Genomic DNA, 16,424 nt, shown 5'->3' with positions numbered 1-16,424 from the left:
ATTATTCCTCGCTGGCGGCTAGTAACGGCGTCAGCGCGTCTAACACCTGCTGTGGCTGGATGTCGATCAGGCTCTGGTGATAACCCTGGTCAGCATCGCCTTTGCGTACCTTGTGATAGCCACTGATCAGGCGGATCACCTTGGCCTGATGGGATAGCGGCGGCGTGAAGTCCGGGCTGCTTGGGCCGTACAAGGCTATCAGAGGTTTGTTCAACGCCGCTGCAACGTGCATCAAGCCGGAATCGTTACTGACCACGGCCCGGCAGGAGGCCAACAGGATCACTGCCTGTTCGAGCTGGGTTTCCCCGGCGAGGTTGAAGCTGAAATCGCGAGACTTTTCCGCCAAGGCGGCACGGATCTGCTCACCGGCCTCGTGGTCTTTGGCTGAGCCAAACAGGGCGATTTGATAGCCTGCGTCGATCAGCATCTGCGCCAGCGTGGCGTAGTGGTAATGCGGCCAGCGCTTGGCCGGGCCGAATTCGGCGCCTGGGCAAAAACCGATAATGGGCCGGTGATCGGTGAGATTAAACGCCGAAGTGGTTTCGGCAATCTCTTCGTCACTGACCTGCAACTGTGGCCAGAGTATCGGCTGCGGTAAATCTTCGGCGCGCTGTATCCGCTGCTTGTCATAGGCCAGCGCGACATAGCGCTGTACCATCAGTGGGAATGCCGCTTTATCCAGCACGCGGAGATCGTTGAGCAGGCCGTAGCGCATCTCGCCGCGCCAGCCGGTACGCTGTGGCACATTGGCGAAGAAGGGCACCAGGGCAGATTTGAATGAGTTGGGCAGCACATAGGCGCGGTCATAACCATTAGCGCGTAGCGCATGGCCAAGACGGCGGCGTTCGCCCAATGCCAGGGCACCGTGGCCCAGCGGCATTGCCAACGCCTGGTTGACTTCGGGCATCCGCGCCAGCAGAGGACGGCACCAGGCAGGTGCCATCACATCTATTTCTGCCGACGGGTACTCGGCCTTCAGGGTGCGGTAGAGACTTTGCGACATCATCATATCGCCAACCCACGAAGGGCCAATGACCAGTATTTTCATACCGTGAGTGACTTCCTTCAGCGCTTAAGCGGGACGATTTAACCAAGCCATGTATTCTTTCACGCCTTCGGCCACGGTTTTGAACGGTGCGTCATAACCGGCAGCGCGCAGCTTGGTTTGATCGGCTTGTGTATAAGCCTGGTAGCGGCCTTTCAGCTTTTCCGGGAACTCAATGTATTCCACGGCACCGGACTGATGGTATTCCACCACCGCATCGGCCACCGCCTGGAAGGTTTCTGCACGGCCGGTACCGCAGTTGAAGATGCCGGATACGCCGTTCTTCCAGAACCACAGGTTGACCGCCGCCACGTCGCCGACGTAGATGAAATCACGCTTGAAATTTTCGCTGCCGGCGAACAGTTTTGGATTTTCGCCACGGTTGATCTGGTTGTTCAGGTGGAATGCTACGCTGGCCATGCTGCCTTTATGGCCTTCACGCGGGCCGTAAACGTTGAAGTAACGGAAGCCGCACACCTGCGAATCCGCTTCTGGCAGGATCTCGCGCACGTATTGGTCGAACAGGAATTTGGAGTAACCGTAAACGTTCAGCGGCTGCTCAAACTGACGCTCTTCGATAAAGTTATCGGTGCGGCCGCCATAGGTGGCCGCAGAAGAGGCATACAGGAATGGGATCTGACGATCCAGGCAGTAATGCAGGATGTCTTTGGAATACTGATAGTTGTTATCCATCATGTATTTGCCATCCCACTCGGTGGTGGAGGAGCAGGCACCTTCATGGAAAATGGCGTCAATTTCGCCCAGATCGTCACCGGCCATGATGCTGGCGATAAAGTCTTCTTTATCGACATAGTCAGCGATATCAAGGTCGACCAGGTTAACGAATTTGGTGCCATCTTTCAGGTTATCCACCACCAGGATATCGCGATATCCGTTGTCATTCAGTGCCTTGATGATGTTGCTGCCAATCATGCCAGCGCCGCCAGTGACGATAATCATTGGGTTTACCCCTGTGTTCTTCCCGGTGGTGCACAATGCTCCACCCTATATGCTGCCTATAATAGCATTTCATGCCATTGGGAACATCGGTACGGCTCTTAATATCCCGTGCCGTTACACGATGCGCCGGTTTGCCGTGATATCTGCTGCAATTTTCAGATTCTCTGTGGCGGAATGTCGTCAGTTTAGTAACAAAGCAGTAAAATATGCCGAAAATGCCCCTATCCTGGAGATGACCGAATGTCTGCGTCTTTTTACCAGCAGCTGGAACAGCAGCTTGCTACCACTCGCGCCGAAGGGCTGTTTAAACAAGAGCGCATTATCACTTCGGCCCAACAGGCCGATATCTCGGTGGCCGATGGTCGCCAGGTGATCAACTTCTGCGCCAATAACTATCTCGGGCTGGCTAACCACCCGGCGCTGATCGCGGCGGCAAAGGCTGGGATGGACAGCCATGGCTTCGGCATGGCGTCGGTGCGTTTTATCTGTGGTACGCAGGATAGCCATAAGCAGCTGGAACAAAAGCTTGCCGATTTTCTGGGAATGGACGATGCCATCCTCTATTCCTCTTGTTTTGACGCCAACGGTGGCCTGTTTGAAACCCTGCTGGGCCCGGAAGACGCCATTATTTCCGACGCGCTGAATCATGCCTCGATCATCGACGGCGTGCGCCTGTGCAAGGCCAAGCGCTATCGCTATGCCAATAACGACATGAGTGAACTGGCCGAGCAACTGAAGCAGGCCAAGGCGGACGGTGCGCGGCACATTATGATCGCCACCGACGGGGTGTTCTCCATGGACGGTGTGATTGCCAACCTGAAGGGCGTGTGCGATCTGGCGGACCAATACGATGCGCTGGTGATGGTCGATGACTCCCACGCGGTGGGGTTTGTCGGCGCCAACGGGCGTGGGACGCATGAATACTGCGAAGTGATGGGCCGCGTCGATATCATCACCGGCACCTTGGGTAAGGCGCTGGGCGGAGCTTCCGGCGGCTATACCGCTGGCAAGAAAGAGGTTGTTGAGTGGCTGCGTCAGCGTTCACGTCCTTATCTGTTCTCCAACTCGCTGGCGCCGGCCATTGTTGCAGCCTCGATCAAGGTGTTGGAACTGCTCGAAGACGGGGACGCCCTGCGCGATCGTCTGTGGGCCAATGCCAGCCTGTTCCGCGAAAAAATGACCGCAGCGGGCTTTACGCTTGCCGGGGCCGATCACGCCATCATCCCGGTGATGTTGGGTGAAGCAAAACTGGCGCAGGATTTCGCCAACGCACTGCTTAAGGAAGGCATCTACGTTACTGGTTTCTTCTACCCGGTGGTGCCAAAAGGTCAGGCACGTATCCGCACCCAGATGTCAGCCGATCACTCACCGGAGCAGATTGAACGTGCCGTTGAGGCGTTTATCCGCATCGGTAAGACGCTTGGCGTTATTGCATAAGGTAATTCGATGAAAGCATTAGCAAAACTGAAAGCGGAAGAAGGTATTTGGATGACCGATGTGCCTCAGCCTGAGCTGGGCCACAACGATGTCATGATTAAGATCCGCAAAACCGCTATCTGCGGTACTGATGTGCATATCTATAACTGGGACGAATGGTCGCAGAAAACCATTCCGGTACCGATGGTGGTGGGCCACGAATATGTGGGTGAAGTGGTCGCCATCGGCCAGGAAGTCAAAGGCTTCAGCATTGGCGATCGCGTTTCTGGCGAAGGGCACATCACCTGTGGCCACTGCCGTAATTGCCGCGGTGGCCGTACGCACCTGTGCCGCAACACCACCGGCGTGGGCGTAAACCGCCCAGGTTCATTTGCCGAATATCTGGTGATCCCGGCGTTCAACGCCTTCAAAATCCCGGACAATATCTCGGACGAGCTGGCCTCGATCTTCGACCCGTTTGGCAACGCCGTGCATACCGCACTCTCCTTCGATCTGGTTGGGGAAGACGTGCTGGTGTCTGGCGCAGGCCCAATCGGTATTATGGCCGCTGCGGTATGTAAACACGTTGGTGCACGCCACGTGGTGATCACCGACGTGAACGAATATCGCCTGGAGCTGGCGCGCAAGATGGGTGTGACCCGTGCGGTAAACGTCAGCAAGGAAAACCTGACGGACGTGATGGCCGAGTTGGGCATGACCGAAGGGTTTGACGTGGGCCTGGAAATGTCCGGTGCGCCACCGGCGTTCCGTTCGTTGCTTAATGCCATGAACCACGGTGGCCGTATTGCGATGCTGGGGATCCCACCTTCGGATATGTCGATTGACTGGACCCAGGTGATCTTCAAGGGGCTGTTTATCAAAGGGATCTACGGCCGCGAAATGTTCGAAACCTGGTACAAGATGGCGGCACTGATCCAATCCGGTCTGGATCTGACGCCGATCATCACCCACCGTTTCTCGATTGACGAGTTCCAGCAGGGCTTTGACGCCATGCGTTCCGGGCAGTCGGGTAAAGTGGTACTGAGCTGGGATTAAAGTGATTGGCTAAGCGGGCACAGCATGCTGCGCCCGCTTTTAAATTTACGGCTTGGTTGGCTCTGAACCCATCCAGTGCCGCCAATGGTGTTTGATCACCACCACGACCGGCGACTGTGCCACGCTTTCTGCAATGATGCCCAGCGCACGGCTGGCATTCACGCCTTCCTTCGGCAATTTAACTTTGCACTGCTTGATGCCACCGGTGAATGGATTTTTCGGCTGCGGTTTGTGTGGCTTGGATGGTGGCACATAGCCGCTTCCGCTCTGCTGTGGCTCACTGAGCAGCGAGCTGGGTTTTACCAGCACGATGTCGGAGGGCAGCGTAGCCAGCATCTGTTGCAGCACTTTCACCGTTGCCGGGCGTGGGTGGCCGATGGCGATGGCCGATCCATTGCGGCGTGCCAGCTCGACGGCACGATTAAACTGGCGGCGGATATCGTCCGGGTTGGCCGTATCGTCGAGGAATACCTTGCGTTTGATTACCCTCACACCGGTGCCTGCCGCCGCATGCGTGGCCTGGCTGTTGCCGATGGTCATGCTGTCGAGAAAGTAGAGATGGTAGCTTTCCAGCGCCTGCATGACCTTCTGCATACCCGGCAGGCTGGAGGTCATGGCACTGCCCATATGGTTGTTCATGCCCACGGCAAAAGGCACGTTATTCACCGCGTTACGGATGATACGCTGCACTTCTTCACTGCTCATGGAGGGTTGTAAGGTATCGCGCTCCAGCGGCTGCTTGCTGAGCGGAGCCATGGGCATGTGGATTAGCACTTCACGCCCTTGGCTATGGGCTTTGGTGGCCATCAGATGGGCATGAGGCGCGTTGGGCAGCACGGCTACGGAGATCGCCGTTGGCATTTGCAGTACGGCGTTTTCTTCATGTGGGCGGTAGCCCACGTCATCGATCACGATAGAGAGCTTGCCTGCTTGCGCTGCACCAACGCACAGCAGCGCACTCAGCAACAGGGCAGTACGTGTTTTGCTATAGTACAAATCTATCTTCCCAACCACGGCTGTGGGTTAACGGCCTGACCCTGGCGACGGATTTCGAAATAGAGCGATGGGGTTCCCTGACCACCGCTGGTACCGACCAGGGCGATAGGCTGACCGGCACGCACCTGCGCCCCGACGCTAACCAAAGCGCTCTGGTTGTAGCCATACAGGCTCATATCGCCTTTACCGTGTTCGACCACGACCACCAGGCCATAGCCTTGCAGCCAGTCGGCCAGCAGCACGCGACCATCGGCAATGGCTTTCACTTCGCTGCCTTCGGCCGCAGAAATCACCATGCCTTTCCAGCGTAACTCACCTTGCAGCTGTTCGCCAAAGCGATGTTCTATGCGGCCACGCACCGGCCATACGGCTTGTCCCGCAGGCTTGCCTAAACCGCCGGTTCGCGCCATCAGTGAACGCTCACCTTCGCTTGGCTTATAGCTGGTGCCGGTTTTCTTCGCCTGCTGCTCTTTGACTTTGACCTGCTCACGCACCTTGGCTGCTTCACGCGCCTCGCGTTCGGCTCGGGCGCGGGCTTCACGTTCGGCACGGGCGATCTGATCGCGCAGACGGGTTTCGTTCTGGCGCAGTTCCACCAGCCGCTGCTGATCTTTTTCCAGCGAGGCTTCTAACGCGGTCAGGGTTTTTTTACGGGCGCTACGCGCCTGTTCCAGCTTTTGCTGCTGGGTCTGTTGCTCACCAAGCAACGATTTCTGCTGACCCTGCTTGGCCACCAGCGAGCTCTTTTGCTCTGCCAATTGTTTACGGGTTTGCTTGAGCTGTTCAATGGACTGCTGGCGCGCTTCGTTCAGATAGCCAAAATAGGCCAGCATGCGTTCACTGCGCTGGGTTTCTTCACCGCTGAGCACCAGCTGCAAGGCACTGTGCTGCCCCTGACGGAAGGCAGCATCGAGCTGTTTGGCGAGGATTTCTTGCTGAGTGGACTGTTGCTTTTGCAGCTTGGCGATGGAGGTGTTCAGCCCGGAAATATCTTTGCCCAGTATGTCGAGCGTACCTTGGGTGTCACGCAGCGAACGGCTGGCTTGCGCAATGGTCTTTTCCTGGAGTTTGAGCTGATTTTGCAGTGAACTGCGCTGTTGTTGCTGCAGTTTAACCGCTTTTTCTTTTTCTGCGATGCTCTGCTGAATGTTTTTGAGCTGGGACTTGTTATCTTCCGCAGCGTTGCCAGTGAATGGCAACAACAATGCGCCAGCGAAAAACACGCTGGCGCAGATGGTGGTTAACTTCCGTGGCGCAGAGCGTTCAGGCAGCGTTTGGCTGCCTGAGTTTGCGCTTCGGGTTACCCTTGATAGTGCAAAATTCGCCTTCTCCCTCATGGGAAAGGATTATTCCACGATGAACAGCGGCTTACCAGTCATCTCTTGCGGGATTTCCATTCCCATCAGTGACAGCATGGTTGGGGCAATGTCGGAGAGTTTGCCACCTTCCACCGCTTTGGCGGCTTTACCGATATAGATCAATGGCACCGGCAGGCTGGTATGGGCTGTGTGCGCCTGGCCGGTAGCCGGATCGCGCATTTGCTCGGCGTTACCGTGATCGGCGGTGACCAGCAGTTGGCCATCAACGGCTTTCACCGCTTCAACGACCTGTTCAATACAGTTATCCAGCGTTTCTACCGCTTTGACTGCCGCATCATAGACACCGGTGTGGCCAACCATGTCGCCGTTCGGGTAGTTACAGATGATGGCGTCATATTTACCGCTGTGGATAGCTGCCAGCAGCTTCTCGGTCAGCTCTGCGGAGCTCATTTCTGGCTGTAAATCGTAGGTGGCCACTTTTGGCGAGTTGATCAGGATACGATCTTCGCCTTTGAACGGCTCTTCAACGCCGCCGTTATAGAAGAAGGTGACGTGGGCGTATTTTTCGGTTTCCGAGATGCGCAGCTGGGTTTTGTCGTGCTTCATCAGCCACTCACCGAAGGTGTTGGCCAGCGAGGCTGGTGGATAGGCACAGGCGGTTTTGATGTCGGCGGCGTATTCGGTCAGCATCACAAAATCACCGAACTTAACTACTTTGCTACGTGGGAAGCCGTCGAAATCGGCATTCACGAAGGCGCGGGTGATCTGGCGCGCACGGTCGGCACGGAAGTTCATGAAGATTAACGCGTCGCCGTCGTTCATCTCGGCGCTGGCTTCGCCCGCAGCCTGGATCACGGTCGGTTTAACGAACTCGTCGTTTTCGTCACGGGCATAGGCAGCCTGCAGCGCGGCCACGGCGTTGTCGGCAGTGTATTCACCTTTGGCCTGGGTCATCAGATCGTAGGCCAGCTGTACGCGGTCCCAACGATTATCACGATCCATCGCATAGTAACGGCCGATGATGGTGGCGATACGCCCAGCGCCTAGCGTGGCAAATTCATCACTGAAACGTTTCAGTGACTTTTCAGCACTGCGCGGTGGTGTGTCACGTCCATCCAGGAAGGCATGCAGGTAAACTGCTTTGGCTCCGCGTTGTGCGGCCAGTTTGATCATCGCCAGGATATGATCCTCATGGCTGTGGACGCCACCAGGGGACATCAGGCCCATGATGTGTACCGCTTTGCCTGCCTTCACGGCTTTATCGACGGCGCTGGTCAGCGTTGCGTTGGTGAAGAAGTCACCGTCTTTGATCTCTTTATCCAGGCGGGTCAAGTCCTGATACACGATGCGGCCAGCGCCCAGGTTCACGTGACCGACTTCCGAGTTACCCATCTGGCCATCAGGCAGGCCGACATCCAGACCGGAAGCGGCAATCAGGGTATGCGGCTGTTGTTGCCACAGGCGGTCCATGACCGGCGTTTTGGCGTTCAGGATCGCGTTGTCCTGTTGCTCTTCCCGGTGGCCGTAACCGTCCAGGATCACCAGTACCATGGGCTTTTTCTTGCTCGACATTGCAGTAACCTCTTTATGATCGTTTTAAGTTGTGAATAGCCATCAGCCCATTGGCGCTGGAATGATGGCTATTCACCCTCCGAAACCTGATGATACTACAATGTGGCCGACTAAAAAGAGCCCAAAGAGATCAAATATGCGCTGAACAGCCTCGACTTTCACAACGTCATGACGGTAATTTTCCAGTGTACTCCGCAGTTTCTGCATTCCCGTTTGCTTATTGGCTGTATTTGACGCATTCGGCAGGTATACTCTGAAACCTTGACTTATTTTTCCCTTAACTGACGGGAGTTGTTACACCCCATGCTGCAAGAAATTATGCAATTTGTTAGCCGGCACCCCATACTTAGTCTGGCTTGGGTCGGTCTGCTGGCTGCCGTGATCGTCATGACCTTCAAGAGCCGTTTCTCCAAGGTTAAAGAGATCGCCCGCGGTGAAGCTACTCGATTGATTAATAAAGAAGATGCGGTTGTGGTCGACACCCGTACCCGTGATGATTTCCGCAGAGGCCATATCGCCAACGCGATCAACCTGACGGCGAGCGAGATAAAAACCGGCAGCTTCGGCGAACTGGATAAACACAAGGCTCAGCCGGTCATCGTGGTCTGTGCCAATGGCACCACCTCGCGCGAACCCGCAGAAAACCTGAACAAAGCCGGGTTTGAGCAGGTCTATACCCTGAAAGACGGCATTGCCGGCTGGAGTGGGGAAAACCTGCCGTTGGCCCGTGGCAAATAAATTTTAGTATTGTTGAAGGGGTTTCCATGGCTAACATTGAGATCTACACCAAGGCAACCTGCCCGTTCTGTCATCGCGCCAAGGCGCTGCTGAACAGCAAGGGAGCTGCGTTTAGCGAGATTGCCATTGATGGTGATAACGTCAAGCGCGAAGCAATGATTGCGCGCAGTGGGCGAACCACCGTGCCTCAGATTTTCATCGACGGCCAACATATTGGCGGCTGTGATGATTTACATGCACTTGATGCTCGCGGTGGGCTGGATCCGCTGCTGTAAACCAGCGGCGGTCCCACTGCCAAGATGTGGGTATTGCAACCACTGAGTGTCTATAAGGATATTTAACCAAGGGTATTACACACATGTCAGAACAAAACAGCACAGAGATGGCTTTCCAGATCCAACGCATTTACACCAAGGATATCTCATTCGAAGCGCCAAACGCTCCGCAGGTATTCCAGCAAGAATGGCAGCCAGAAGTTAAGCTCGATCTGGATACGGCTTCCAGCCACTTGGCAGACGACGTCTACGAAGTGGTACTGCGCGTCACCGTTACCGCCTCTCTGGGTGAAGAAACCGCATTCCTGTGTGAAGTTCAGCAGGCAGGTATCTTCTCTATCTCCGGTATCGAAGGTACGCAGCTGGCACATTGCCTGGGTGCATACTGCCCGAACATCCTGTTCCCGTATGCGCGTGAGTGCATCACCAGCCTGGTTTCTCGCGGTACCTTCCCGCAGTTGAACCTGGCACCGGTAAACTTTGACGCGCTGTTCATGAGCTATTTGCAGCAGCAGGCGGAAGGCGAAAGTGCCGAAACTCATCAGGATGCCTGATGAATACCGTCAATGCTTCAATGACTGTAATCGGTGCCGGCTCGTACGGCACCGCTTTAGCCATTACGCTGGCGCGTAATGGCCATCCGGTAGTGCTGTGGGGGCATAACCCCGAGCAGATCCAGATTATGCAGCGCGATCGCTGCAATCAGGCGTTCCTTCCCGGCGTCCCTTTCCCCGATACCCTGTTGCTCGAAACCGATCTTGCTCGTGCATTAGCGGCTAGCCGTGATGTGCTGGTGGTGGTGCCTAGCCATGTGTTTGGTGACGTATTGCGTCAGCTGAAACCTCATCTGCGCCCGGATGCCCGCATCGTATGGGCGACCAAAGGTCTGGAAGCGGAAACGGGGCGGCTGTTGCAAGACGTGGCTCGCGAAGCGCTGGGGGATACGATCCCACTGGCGGTTGTTTCTGGGCCAACGTTTGCCAAAGAGCTGGCGGCCGGATTGCCAACGGCGATCGCTCTCGCCGCCACCGACGAGCAGTTTGCCGAAGATTTACAGCAACTGCTGCATTGTGGCAAAAGCTTCCGCGTTTACAGCAACCCGGATTTCATCGGGGTACAGTTGGGCGGCGCGGTGAAAAACGTGATTGCCATCGGTGCCGGTATGTCCGACGGTATCGGTTTTGGTGCCAACGCGCGCACCGCATTGATTACCCGTGGTCTGGCGGAAATGAGCCGCCTTGGCTCTGCATTGGGTGCCGATCCTTCCACCTTTATGGGCATGGCTGGGTTGGGCGATCTGGTGTTAACCTGCACGGATAATCAATCGCGCAACCGCCGTTTCGGTATTATGCTGGGGCAAGGCAAGGGCGTGCAGGAAGCGCAGGACAGCATCGGCCAGGTGGTTGAAGGCTATCGCAATACCAAAGAGGTATTGGCACTGGCGCAGCGCTTTGGCGTGGAAATGCCGATCACCGAACAGATCTATCAGGTGCTGTACTGTGATAAAAATGCCCGCGAGGCAGCGTTAACTCTGCTTGGGCGCACCAAGAAAGACGAAAAGCACAGTGCTTGACCTTGGCTGTGGTGCAGCAATGTATCGCACCGCGACAATTTGATTAGGTTACCCTGCCGGGATCAGGCGGGGTAGTCTGTTTTGGTAGAGAGGAAGCGATGTCGTCAGAAGAGTTAGAACAGGTCTGGAGCAGCATTAAATCAGAGGCGAGAGCGCTGGCAGATTGTGAACCGATGCTGGCTAGCTTTTTCCACGCAACCTTGCTCAAGCATGAAAATCTGGGCAGTGCGCTCAGCTATATTCTGGCGAACAAACTGGCCAATCCGATCATGCCGGCGATTGCCGTGCGTGAGGTGGTGGAAGACGCCTATCGTTCCGACGCTCAAATGATCGTTTCAGCGGCCCGCGATATTCTGGCGGTGCGGCTGCGCGACCCCGCAGTAGATAAATATTCAACGCCGCTGCTGTATCTGAAAGGTTTCCATGCCTTGCAGGCTTACCGCATCGGCCATTGGTTGTGGATGCAGGGGCGCCAGGCATTGGCGATCTACCTGCAAAATCAAATCTCTGTCGCCTTTGGGGTGGACATTCACCCGGCAGCCACCATCGGCTGTGGCATCATGCTCGACCACGCTACCGGCATTGTGATCGGTGAGACCGCCGTGGTAGAGAATAATGTCTCTATCCTGCAGTCGGTAACTCTGGGCGGGACGGGCAAAACCAGCGGCGATCGCCACCCTAAAATCCGCGAAGGCGTGATGATTGGCGCGGGGGCTAAAATCCTCGGCAATATCGAAGTGGGGAAAGGGGCCAAGATCGGTGCCGGTTCCGTGGTGCTGCAACCCGTGCCACCACATACCACCGCCGCAGGCGTGCCCGCACGTATTGTTGGCCGCCCGGAAAGCGATACGCCATCGATGGATATGGACCAGTACTTCAACGGTGCCAATCACGGGTTTGAGTATGGCGACGGTATCTGAATAGCTTTTCAGTCGTTATTGCTAATTATCTCTAATACCCACTAAACCCCTTGTAAACCGGCATGTGGAAACAAAATCACATACCGGTTTATCCCTGTGTGCCCTCCTGAAGAAAGACATGGAAATTGCACTACAATGCAAGTTGCATTATAGTGCAATAGTGGCAAAGACACAGGGATGGAAAGATGTTTACAGTAATCTATCACTACGAAGCGGAAAAGGAATTGAAGGCGTTGCCCCCGACCGTTGCGGCAAAACTGTCCCGGATTATCAGCAAGCTTGAAAGTGATCCGCGACAACTGAGAGAACCAGATACAAAGCCCCTAGGTAATGGACTCTATGAGATCCGTTCCATGGGCAAAGATATCGCACGTGGCATGTGGGTTTATCAGAAGGGTGAGAGGATCTTTATGCTCAGAATTTTTATTAAAAAGACGCCAAAAACACCAAGAAATGAGATAGATCTGGCCATGCAGCGACTGGAGGAAATGATCAATGACAAAGTATAAAACACATTCGCAAGTTCAGGCCGAGATGATGGAAAACAGCGAGTTTAAGGCTGCGATTGAGGATGAAATGCGCAAAGAGCGTTTGCAGGCAACCTTGGCAGAGTGGCGAAATATCGCAGGACTTACTAGTGCACAAGTCGCAAAGGCAATGGGTGTGAATGCTTCAACAGTCAGCAGAATGGAAAACAACGTAACGAAATCGAGCGTTGAAACCATTGCTCGCTATGCAAAAGCTTGCGGTATTGATCATGTGACGATTTCCTTCTGATAAACGACAGCGTTATTTTCTCTCTCCGTGGAGCTGCGCCTTGAACCGCCTGACCGAAAAGCAGCTCCAGACTCTCTTGCTGCAAAAAAACCTCGCCAAGCAAACAGTCCCCGAAGTTTCATTAACTACGGCTCTGGCCGCTGCTTTCAAGACGATGATCCAGCAGGGCGAGTTCATCACCGGGCAACGTTTACCGGCCAGCCGTGCGTTGGCAGCCTCATTGCAGTTATCCCGAGGGACCATCGAGAACTGTTATACGGCGCTGGAAACTGAGGGATACGTTTGCAGAGAAGTGGGGCGGGGAAGCTTTGTCGCGCAAAGACAGCAACCTTTGCTGGGCCTGACTAGCGAGCACTCAGCTGCACCCTCTGGCGGCCAGCTCACATTGAGCCGGAGATCGTCACAGCATACCAGGCCTGAACCAGGCAACCTGTCCCAGCAGCGGGCATTTAGCCCGGGCATGCCTGAAACCCGTAATTTCCCGATCCATACTTGGCTCAGGCTATATCAGCAAACCGTCAAAGAAGAGGGGCTGTCTATCTCGGCGGGCAGCAACTTGCAGGGTAATATTCACCTGCGGGAGGCGATTTGCGATTTCCTGCTGGCCGAGCGGGGCGTGAAGGCGCAGGCCGATCGAATTCTGATTGTGAGCAGTACGCAGCAGTCGCTGTCTTTATGTGCGCAGGTCCTGGCGGATGCTGACGATAGCGTCTTTATCGAAAATCCGGGGTATACCGGTGCGATTAAGGCCTTCCGGGCGGCCCAGCTAACGCCTATCCCGATTACCGTGGATGAGCAGGGGATCTGTACCGATGAAATCATTCGCTCTCAGGTTAACGGCAAATTTGTCTATGTCACCCCTTCCAACCAATATCCGACCGGGCGAGCACTTTCGCTGGCCAGGCGGTTGGCATTAATTGAGGCGGCCAAAGCTCGGGATATGTGGATCATTGAAGATGACTACGACAGCGAGTTTCATTACCAAGGCATTGCGACGGCCTGTTTGCAGGGGTTAGACCCCCATCAGCGCACCATTTATATGGGCACCTTCAGTAAAACCCTGTTCCCGGATCTGCATGTGGCTTATATGGTGCTGCCAGCATCGCTGGTAAAACCCATGACCGCCGCACGAGCGAATACGGACAGCCAGGTTTCGGGGATCGCTCAGCGCACGCTGGCAAAATTCATTATGCAGGGACATTACCGAGAACATGTCCTGACCATGAAGAAAATATATTCATCCCGTGCGGCGCTGTTTATTAACGAGATCAACAAGCACTGTGGCTTAAAGGTGAAGGTTATTGTGCCTAACTGCGGCTTGCAAATACTCTGCCTGGTGGAAAATAAACTGCTTGAGCAAGCTGTTGCCTATCGTGCTTCTGAGTATAATTTAACCCTGAGAAGCCTTTCCGAGTTTTGTACTGCAGATATTCCCTTATCTGGCTGGTTGCTGGGTTTCGCGGCTCTGGATCCTATTGAGATAGCCTATAACGTTGAGCAGTTTTCCCAGTTGCTAACGCGCTGTTTAAACGAGATGGATAATTAGCCGCTGAAATGGTCCGGTATCTATAGCGGATTGGTCCATTAACCCCGCCCTATGGCATCGCCTATACTTGCGCCACTTTGAACATGCAGGGGTAGGACTATGTTGATGACTAAAAATGGCGTTACCATTAGGGACATAATCGCTTCAGATAGAGCGGATTGGGAACATCTGTGGCAGCAGTATCTGCACTTTTATCGTGCCGATGTCAGCGCCGAAATCACCGAAAAAACCTTTATCCGCCTGTGCCAAAAACAGGATTTGGTCGGCTTGGTCGCCGTTAACGATCAGGGGCAGATCCTCGGCTTTATGCATTTGGTTTATCACGCCTCGACCTGGAGTGATAAAAACTATTGTTATATTGAGGATCTGTTCGTTGATAAAAGTGCGCGGGGACAAAACGTGGCAGAGAGCTTATTTAATGAAGCTTATCAACAGGCGGAAGTGAGAGAGTCAAGCCGCGTTTACTGGATGACCCAGGAGTTTAACTCCTCTGCCCGTTCGCTGTACGATAAAATCGGCCAAAGAACTTCATTTATTATTTATAGCAAGAAATAACACGGCGTTAAAAAATAAGGCGACGGGATTTAACTACTCCCTATTTTATACCCTATGGATTTCAAGTTGTAGCTAGGCGACAAGCTATCTCATCCCCAGGAGCTTACGTTTAGTAAGTGACTGGGGTGAGATAGTGCAGGTAACAACGCTACAGCTTGAAAGACGACGGGTATATTAATCTAGATAAAACACTTCACGTAACGGTGAGCTGACCGGGCTATGATCGGGATTGCTCGGCATCACATCGCCCATATGCTGCCACCAGCGCTGGCAGACGGCGGTGTTGGCCACAGCATCCCAACGTTCTTCAGATTCAATCTCCACATAGCCAAACAGCAGGTTGCGTGCTTCGTCCAGGAAGATGGAATAGTGGTGTGCACCGTGCTCCTTCAGCACCTGTTCCAGCTCTGGCCAGATCGGGTTGTGACGCTGTTGGTATTCGGCATGCGCGTCCGGGTTTACCTGCATCACAAAAGCTTTACGGATCATAGGGTTTCCTTAAGGGTCACAGCGCGGCTAAATACAGCGCACGAACCTGTTCGCGATCTGCCGTGCGTGGGTTGCAAGGGGCGCATGGGTCAGCCAGCGCTTTATCCAACCAGCCTTCGATATCGGCTTCCTTGATACCCAGGGCCGAGAAGCCTGCCGGGATACCTACGCGCAGCGAAAGTGCGCGAATGGCGGCTATCGCCAGATGGCTGGCCTGTTCTTCGTTTATGCCTTGCGTGTCCGCCCCCATTGCCTGCGCAATACGGGCAAAGCGAACCACGGCATTCGGGCGGTTAAACTCTTCGATTACCGGCAGCAGGATGGCATTGCAGACGCCGTGCGGCAGATTGTGGGTCGCACCCGGTTGGTGAGCCAATGCGTGCACCAGGCCAAGCCCGGCACTGTTGAACGCCATCCCCGCCAGATATTGCCCATAGGCCATCATTTCCCGCGCTTGCAGGTTTTTGCCGTCATCTACAGCGGCAGGCAGCCAGTTGCTAATCAGGCGGATGGCTTCCAGCGCCGAGTGATCGGTCAGCGGGTGAGCGCCCACGGAAACATAGGCTTCCACCGCGTGGGTCAGCGCGTCCATACCGGTGGCGGCAGTTACGCTGGCGGGAATATCCAACATCACCTGTGGGTCGTCCACGGCGATGTCAGGGATGATGTTGGTGTCGATGATCACTTCTTTGACGTGGCGCAGGCTGTCGATGATCACCGCGTTGCTGGTCATCTCGGCTGCGGTGCCCGCAGTGGTATTGATGGCCACCAAGGCTACGCCCGGATGTTTGACTTTGCCAACGCCGGAATAGGCGGTAGAGGGGCCAGGGTTGCCGGTCAGGATTTTGATCGCCTTGGCGGTATCGATTGGGCTGCCGCCGCCGAAGGCAATCAGATAGTCGCACTGCTGCTGTTTGAACGTTTGCCAGCCCTGTTGCACCAGTTCTTCAGTAGGGTTGGGGAACACCTCATTGAACATGGCATAAGGCAGCGCATGCTGCTGCATGGCATTGAATAGGCCTTCCAGCAGGCCGAGCTCAACCAGTTGACCGTCGGTGACGATCAGCGCCTTACCCCATTGCTTCTGCGCCAGCAGCTTGACCATATCTTCAATGGCGCCGCAGCCGTGCAAACTGATTTTCGGTAATGCCAGCATGAAACTCATGATATTGCTCCTGAAATGAGAA

18 protein-coding genes are annotated in these 16,424 nt (G+C 54.9%); 11 read left to right on the top strand and 7 right to left on the bottom strand.

Features of this window, described 5'->3' with window-relative positions; genetic code table 11:
- Nucleotide 1 precedes the first annotated feature (1 nt).
- Together rfaF and rfaD are read right to left on the bottom strand one after the other, a co-directional pair.
- Nucleotides 2-1,048 (bottom strand): ADP-heptose--LPS heptosyltransferase RfaF, encoded by a 1,047-nt coding sequence (gene rfaF / locus KAJ71_RS17315; protein ID WP_248946857.1) that lies wholly within the window; start codon nt 1,046-1,048, stop codon nt 2-4.
- Between the two features lie 24 nt (nt 1,049-1,072).
- Complete coding sequence (gene rfaD / locus KAJ71_RS17310) at nt 1,073-2,005, bottom strand: ADP-glyceromanno-heptose 6-epimerase (protein ID WP_248946856.1); 933 nt, start codon at nt 2,003-2,005, stop codon at nt 1,073-1,075.
- A 240-nt stretch (nt 2,006-2,245) separates the two neighbouring features.
- Between rfaD and KAJ71_RS17305 the strand changes: the two genes are divergently transcribed.
- Together KAJ71_RS17305 and tdh are read left to right on the top strand one after the other, a co-directional pair.
- A complete protein-coding gene (locus KAJ71_RS17305) occupies nt 2,246-3,442 on the top strand; it encodes a glycine C-acetyltransferase (RefSeq protein WP_248946855.1) in 1,197 nt (398 codons plus the stop codon).
- Nucleotides 3,443-3,451: 9 nt separating this feature from the next.
- Entirely contained in the window at nt 3,452-4,477 is a 1,026-nt protein-coding gene (gene tdh, locus KAJ71_RS17300) for an L-threonine 3-dehydrogenase (protein WP_021181859.1), read from the top strand.
- 45 nt (nt 4,478-4,522) lie between these two features.
- On the opposite strand, the gene KAJ71_RS17295 is transcribed toward tdh, so the two are convergent.
- From KAJ71_RS17295 to gpmM, 3 genes are read right to left on the bottom strand one after another with little or no spacing between them, the layout of a single operon-like run.
- Nucleotides 4,523-5,473: a divergent polysaccharide deacetylase family protein gene (locus KAJ71_RS17295; RefSeq protein WP_248946854.1), complete on the bottom strand. Its 951-nt coding sequence runs from the start codon at nt 5,471-5,473 to the stop codon at nt 4,523-4,525.
- Between the two features lie 2 nt (nt 5,474-5,475).
- Complete coding sequence (gene envC, locus KAJ71_RS17290) at nt 5,476-6,810, bottom strand: murein hydrolase activator EnvC (RefSeq protein WP_248946853.1); 1,335 nt, start codon at nt 6,808-6,810, stop codon at nt 5,476-5,478.
- Between the two features lie 9 nt (nt 6,811-6,819).
- On the bottom strand, nt 6,820-8,364 hold the full coding sequence (gpmM, locus tag KAJ71_RS17285) for a 2,3-bisphosphoglycerate-independent phosphoglycerate mutase (protein ID WP_248946852.1): 1,545 nt from the start codon (nt 8,362-8,364) through the stop codon (nt 6,820-6,822).
- 303 nt (nt 8,365-8,667) lie between these two features.
- On the opposite strand from gpmM, the gene KAJ71_RS17280 reads away from it, so the two are divergent.
- From KAJ71_RS17280 to KAJ71_RS17240, 9 genes are all read left to right on the top strand, one after another.
- Nucleotides 8,668-9,102: a rhodanese-like domain-containing protein gene (locus KAJ71_RS17280; protein ID WP_248946851.1), complete on the top strand. Its 435-nt coding sequence runs from the start codon at nt 8,668-8,670 to the stop codon at nt 9,100-9,102.
- Nucleotides 9,103-9,128: 26 nt separating this feature from the next.
- Nucleotides 9,129-9,377 (top strand): glutaredoxin 3, encoded by a 249-nt coding sequence (grxC, locus tag KAJ71_RS17275; RefSeq protein WP_024482902.1) that lies wholly within the window; start codon nt 9,129-9,131, stop codon nt 9,375-9,377.
- A gap of 83 nt (nt 9,378-9,460) precedes the next feature.
- Nucleotides 9,461-9,931 (top strand): protein-export chaperone SecB, encoded by a 471-nt coding sequence (gene secB, locus KAJ71_RS17270; RefSeq protein ID WP_248946850.1) that lies wholly within the window; start codon nt 9,461-9,463, stop codon nt 9,929-9,931.
- Nucleotides 9,931-10,950 carry an NAD(P)H-dependent glycerol-3-phosphate dehydrogenase gene (gpsA, locus tag KAJ71_RS17265; RefSeq protein ID WP_024482901.1) on the top strand — a complete coding sequence of 340 codons (1,020 nt, stop codon included), beginning with the start codon at nt 9,931-9,933 and terminating at the stop codon, nt 10,948-10,950. The genes secB and gpsA overlap by 1 nt, the downstream gene beginning before the upstream one ends.
- Before the next feature lie 98 nt (nt 10,951-11,048).
- Nucleotides 11,049-11,870, top strand: a complete 822-nt coding sequence (gene cysE, locus KAJ71_RS17260; RefSeq protein WP_021181867.1) for a serine O-acetyltransferase — start codon at nt 11,049-11,051, stop codon at nt 11,868-11,870.
- A 185-nt stretch (nt 11,871-12,055) separates the two neighbouring features.
- Nucleotides 12,056-12,379: a type II toxin-antitoxin system RelE/ParE family toxin gene (locus KAJ71_RS17255; RefSeq protein WP_024482899.1), complete on the top strand. Its 324-nt coding sequence runs from the start codon at nt 12,056-12,058 to the stop codon at nt 12,377-12,379.
- Nucleotides 12,366-12,647 carry a helix-turn-helix domain-containing protein gene (locus KAJ71_RS17250; RefSeq protein WP_024482898.1) on the top strand — a complete coding sequence of 94 codons (282 nt, stop codon included), beginning with the start codon at nt 12,366-12,368 and terminating at the stop codon, nt 12,645-12,647. Before KAJ71_RS17255 ends, KAJ71_RS17250 begins: the two co-directional genes overlap by 14 nt.
- Before the next feature lie 40 nt (nt 12,648-12,687).
- Entirely contained in the window at nt 12,688-14,193 is a 1,506-nt protein-coding gene (pdxR, locus tag KAJ71_RS17245) for a MocR-like pyridoxine biosynthesis transcription factor PdxR (protein WP_248946849.1), read from the top strand.
- A 99-nt stretch (nt 14,194-14,292) separates the two neighbouring features.
- Nucleotides 14,293-14,748 (top strand): GNAT family N-acetyltransferase, encoded by a 456-nt coding sequence (locus KAJ71_RS17240; RefSeq protein WP_024482896.1) that lies wholly within the window; start codon nt 14,293-14,295, stop codon nt 14,746-14,748.
- Nucleotides 14,749-14,922: 174 nt separating this feature from the next.
- Here KAJ71_RS17240 and rhaM read toward each other — a convergent pair whose 3' ends face one another.
- Entirely contained in the window at nt 14,923-15,237 is a 315-nt protein-coding gene (gene rhaM / locus KAJ71_RS17235; protein ID WP_248946848.1) for an L-rhamnose mutarotase, read from the bottom strand.
- A 16-nt stretch (nt 15,238-15,253) separates the two neighbouring features.
- Nucleotides 15,254-16,402: a lactaldehyde reductase gene (fucO, locus tag KAJ71_RS17230; RefSeq protein WP_248946847.1), complete on the bottom strand. Its 1,149-nt coding sequence runs from the start codon at nt 16,400-16,402 to the stop codon at nt 15,254-15,256.
- Between the last annotated feature and the right edge of the window lie 22 nt (nt 16,403-16,424).

The organism is Serratia silvae, from assembly GCF_023282985.1.
GTDB classification, from domain to species: domain Bacteria; phylum Pseudomonadota; class Gammaproteobacteria; order Enterobacterales; family Enterobacteriaceae; genus Chania; species Chania silvae.
Note: the sequence above shows the minus strand (reverse complement) of the source record. Positions and strands in the feature narration are given on the sequence as shown.

Excerpts from the sequence above, each read along its gene's own strand:
- rfaF (WP_248946857.1), bottom strand. The coding sequence starts at position 1,048 with ATGAAAATACTGGTCATTGGCCCTTCGTGGGTTGGCGATATGATGATG.
- rfaD (WP_248946856.1), bottom strand. The coding sequence starts at position 2,005 with ATGATTATCGTCACTGGCGGCGCTGGCATGATTGGCAGCAACATCATC.
- KAJ71_RS17305 (WP_248946855.1), top strand. The coding sequence starts at position 2,246 with ATGTCTGCGTCTTTTTACCAGCAGCTGGAACAGCAGCTTGCTACCACT.
- tdh (WP_021181859.1), top strand. The coding sequence starts at position 3,452 with ATGAAAGCATTAGCAAAACTGAAAGCGGAAGAAGGTATTTGGATGACC.
- envC (WP_248946853.1), bottom strand. The coding sequence starts at position 6,810 with ATGAGGGAGAAGGCGAATTTTGCACTATCAAGGGTAACCCGAAGCGCA.
- gpmM (WP_248946852.1), bottom strand. The coding sequence starts at position 8,364 with ATGTCGAGCAAGAAAAAGCCCATGGTACTGGTGATCCTGGACGGTTAC.
- KAJ71_RS17280 (WP_248946851.1), top strand. The coding sequence starts at position 8,668 with ATGCTGCAAGAAATTATGCAATTTGTTAGCCGGCACCCCATACTTAGT.
- grxC (WP_024482902.1), top strand. The coding sequence starts at position 9,129 with ATGGCTAACATTGAGATCTACACCAAGGCAACCTGCCCGTTCTGTCAT.
- secB (WP_248946850.1), top strand. The coding sequence starts at position 9,461 with ATGTCAGAACAAAACAGCACAGAGATGGCTTTCCAGATCCAACGCATT.
- gpsA (WP_024482901.1), top strand. The coding sequence starts at position 9,931 with ATGAATACCGTCAATGCTTCAATGACTGTAATCGGTGCCGGCTCGTAC.
- cysE (WP_021181867.1), top strand. The coding sequence starts at position 11,049 with ATGTCGTCAGAAGAGTTAGAACAGGTCTGGAGCAGCATTAAATCAGAG.
- KAJ71_RS17255 (WP_024482899.1), top strand. The coding sequence starts at position 12,056 with ATGTTTACAGTAATCTATCACTACGAAGCGGAAAAGGAATTGAAGGCG.
- KAJ71_RS17250 (WP_024482898.1), top strand. The coding sequence starts at position 12,366 with ATGACAAAGTATAAAACACATTCGCAAGTTCAGGCCGAGATGATGGAA.
- KAJ71_RS17240 (WP_024482896.1), top strand. The coding sequence starts at position 14,293 with ATGTTGATGACTAAAAATGGCGTTACCATTAGGGACATAATCGCTTCA.
- rhaM (WP_248946848.1), bottom strand. The coding sequence starts at position 15,237 with ATGATCCGTAAAGCTTTTGTGATGCAGGTAAACCCGGACGCGCATGCC.
- fucO (WP_248946847.1), bottom strand. The coding sequence starts at position 16,402 with ATGAGTTTCATGCTGGCATTACCGAAAATCAGTTTGCACGGCTGCGGC.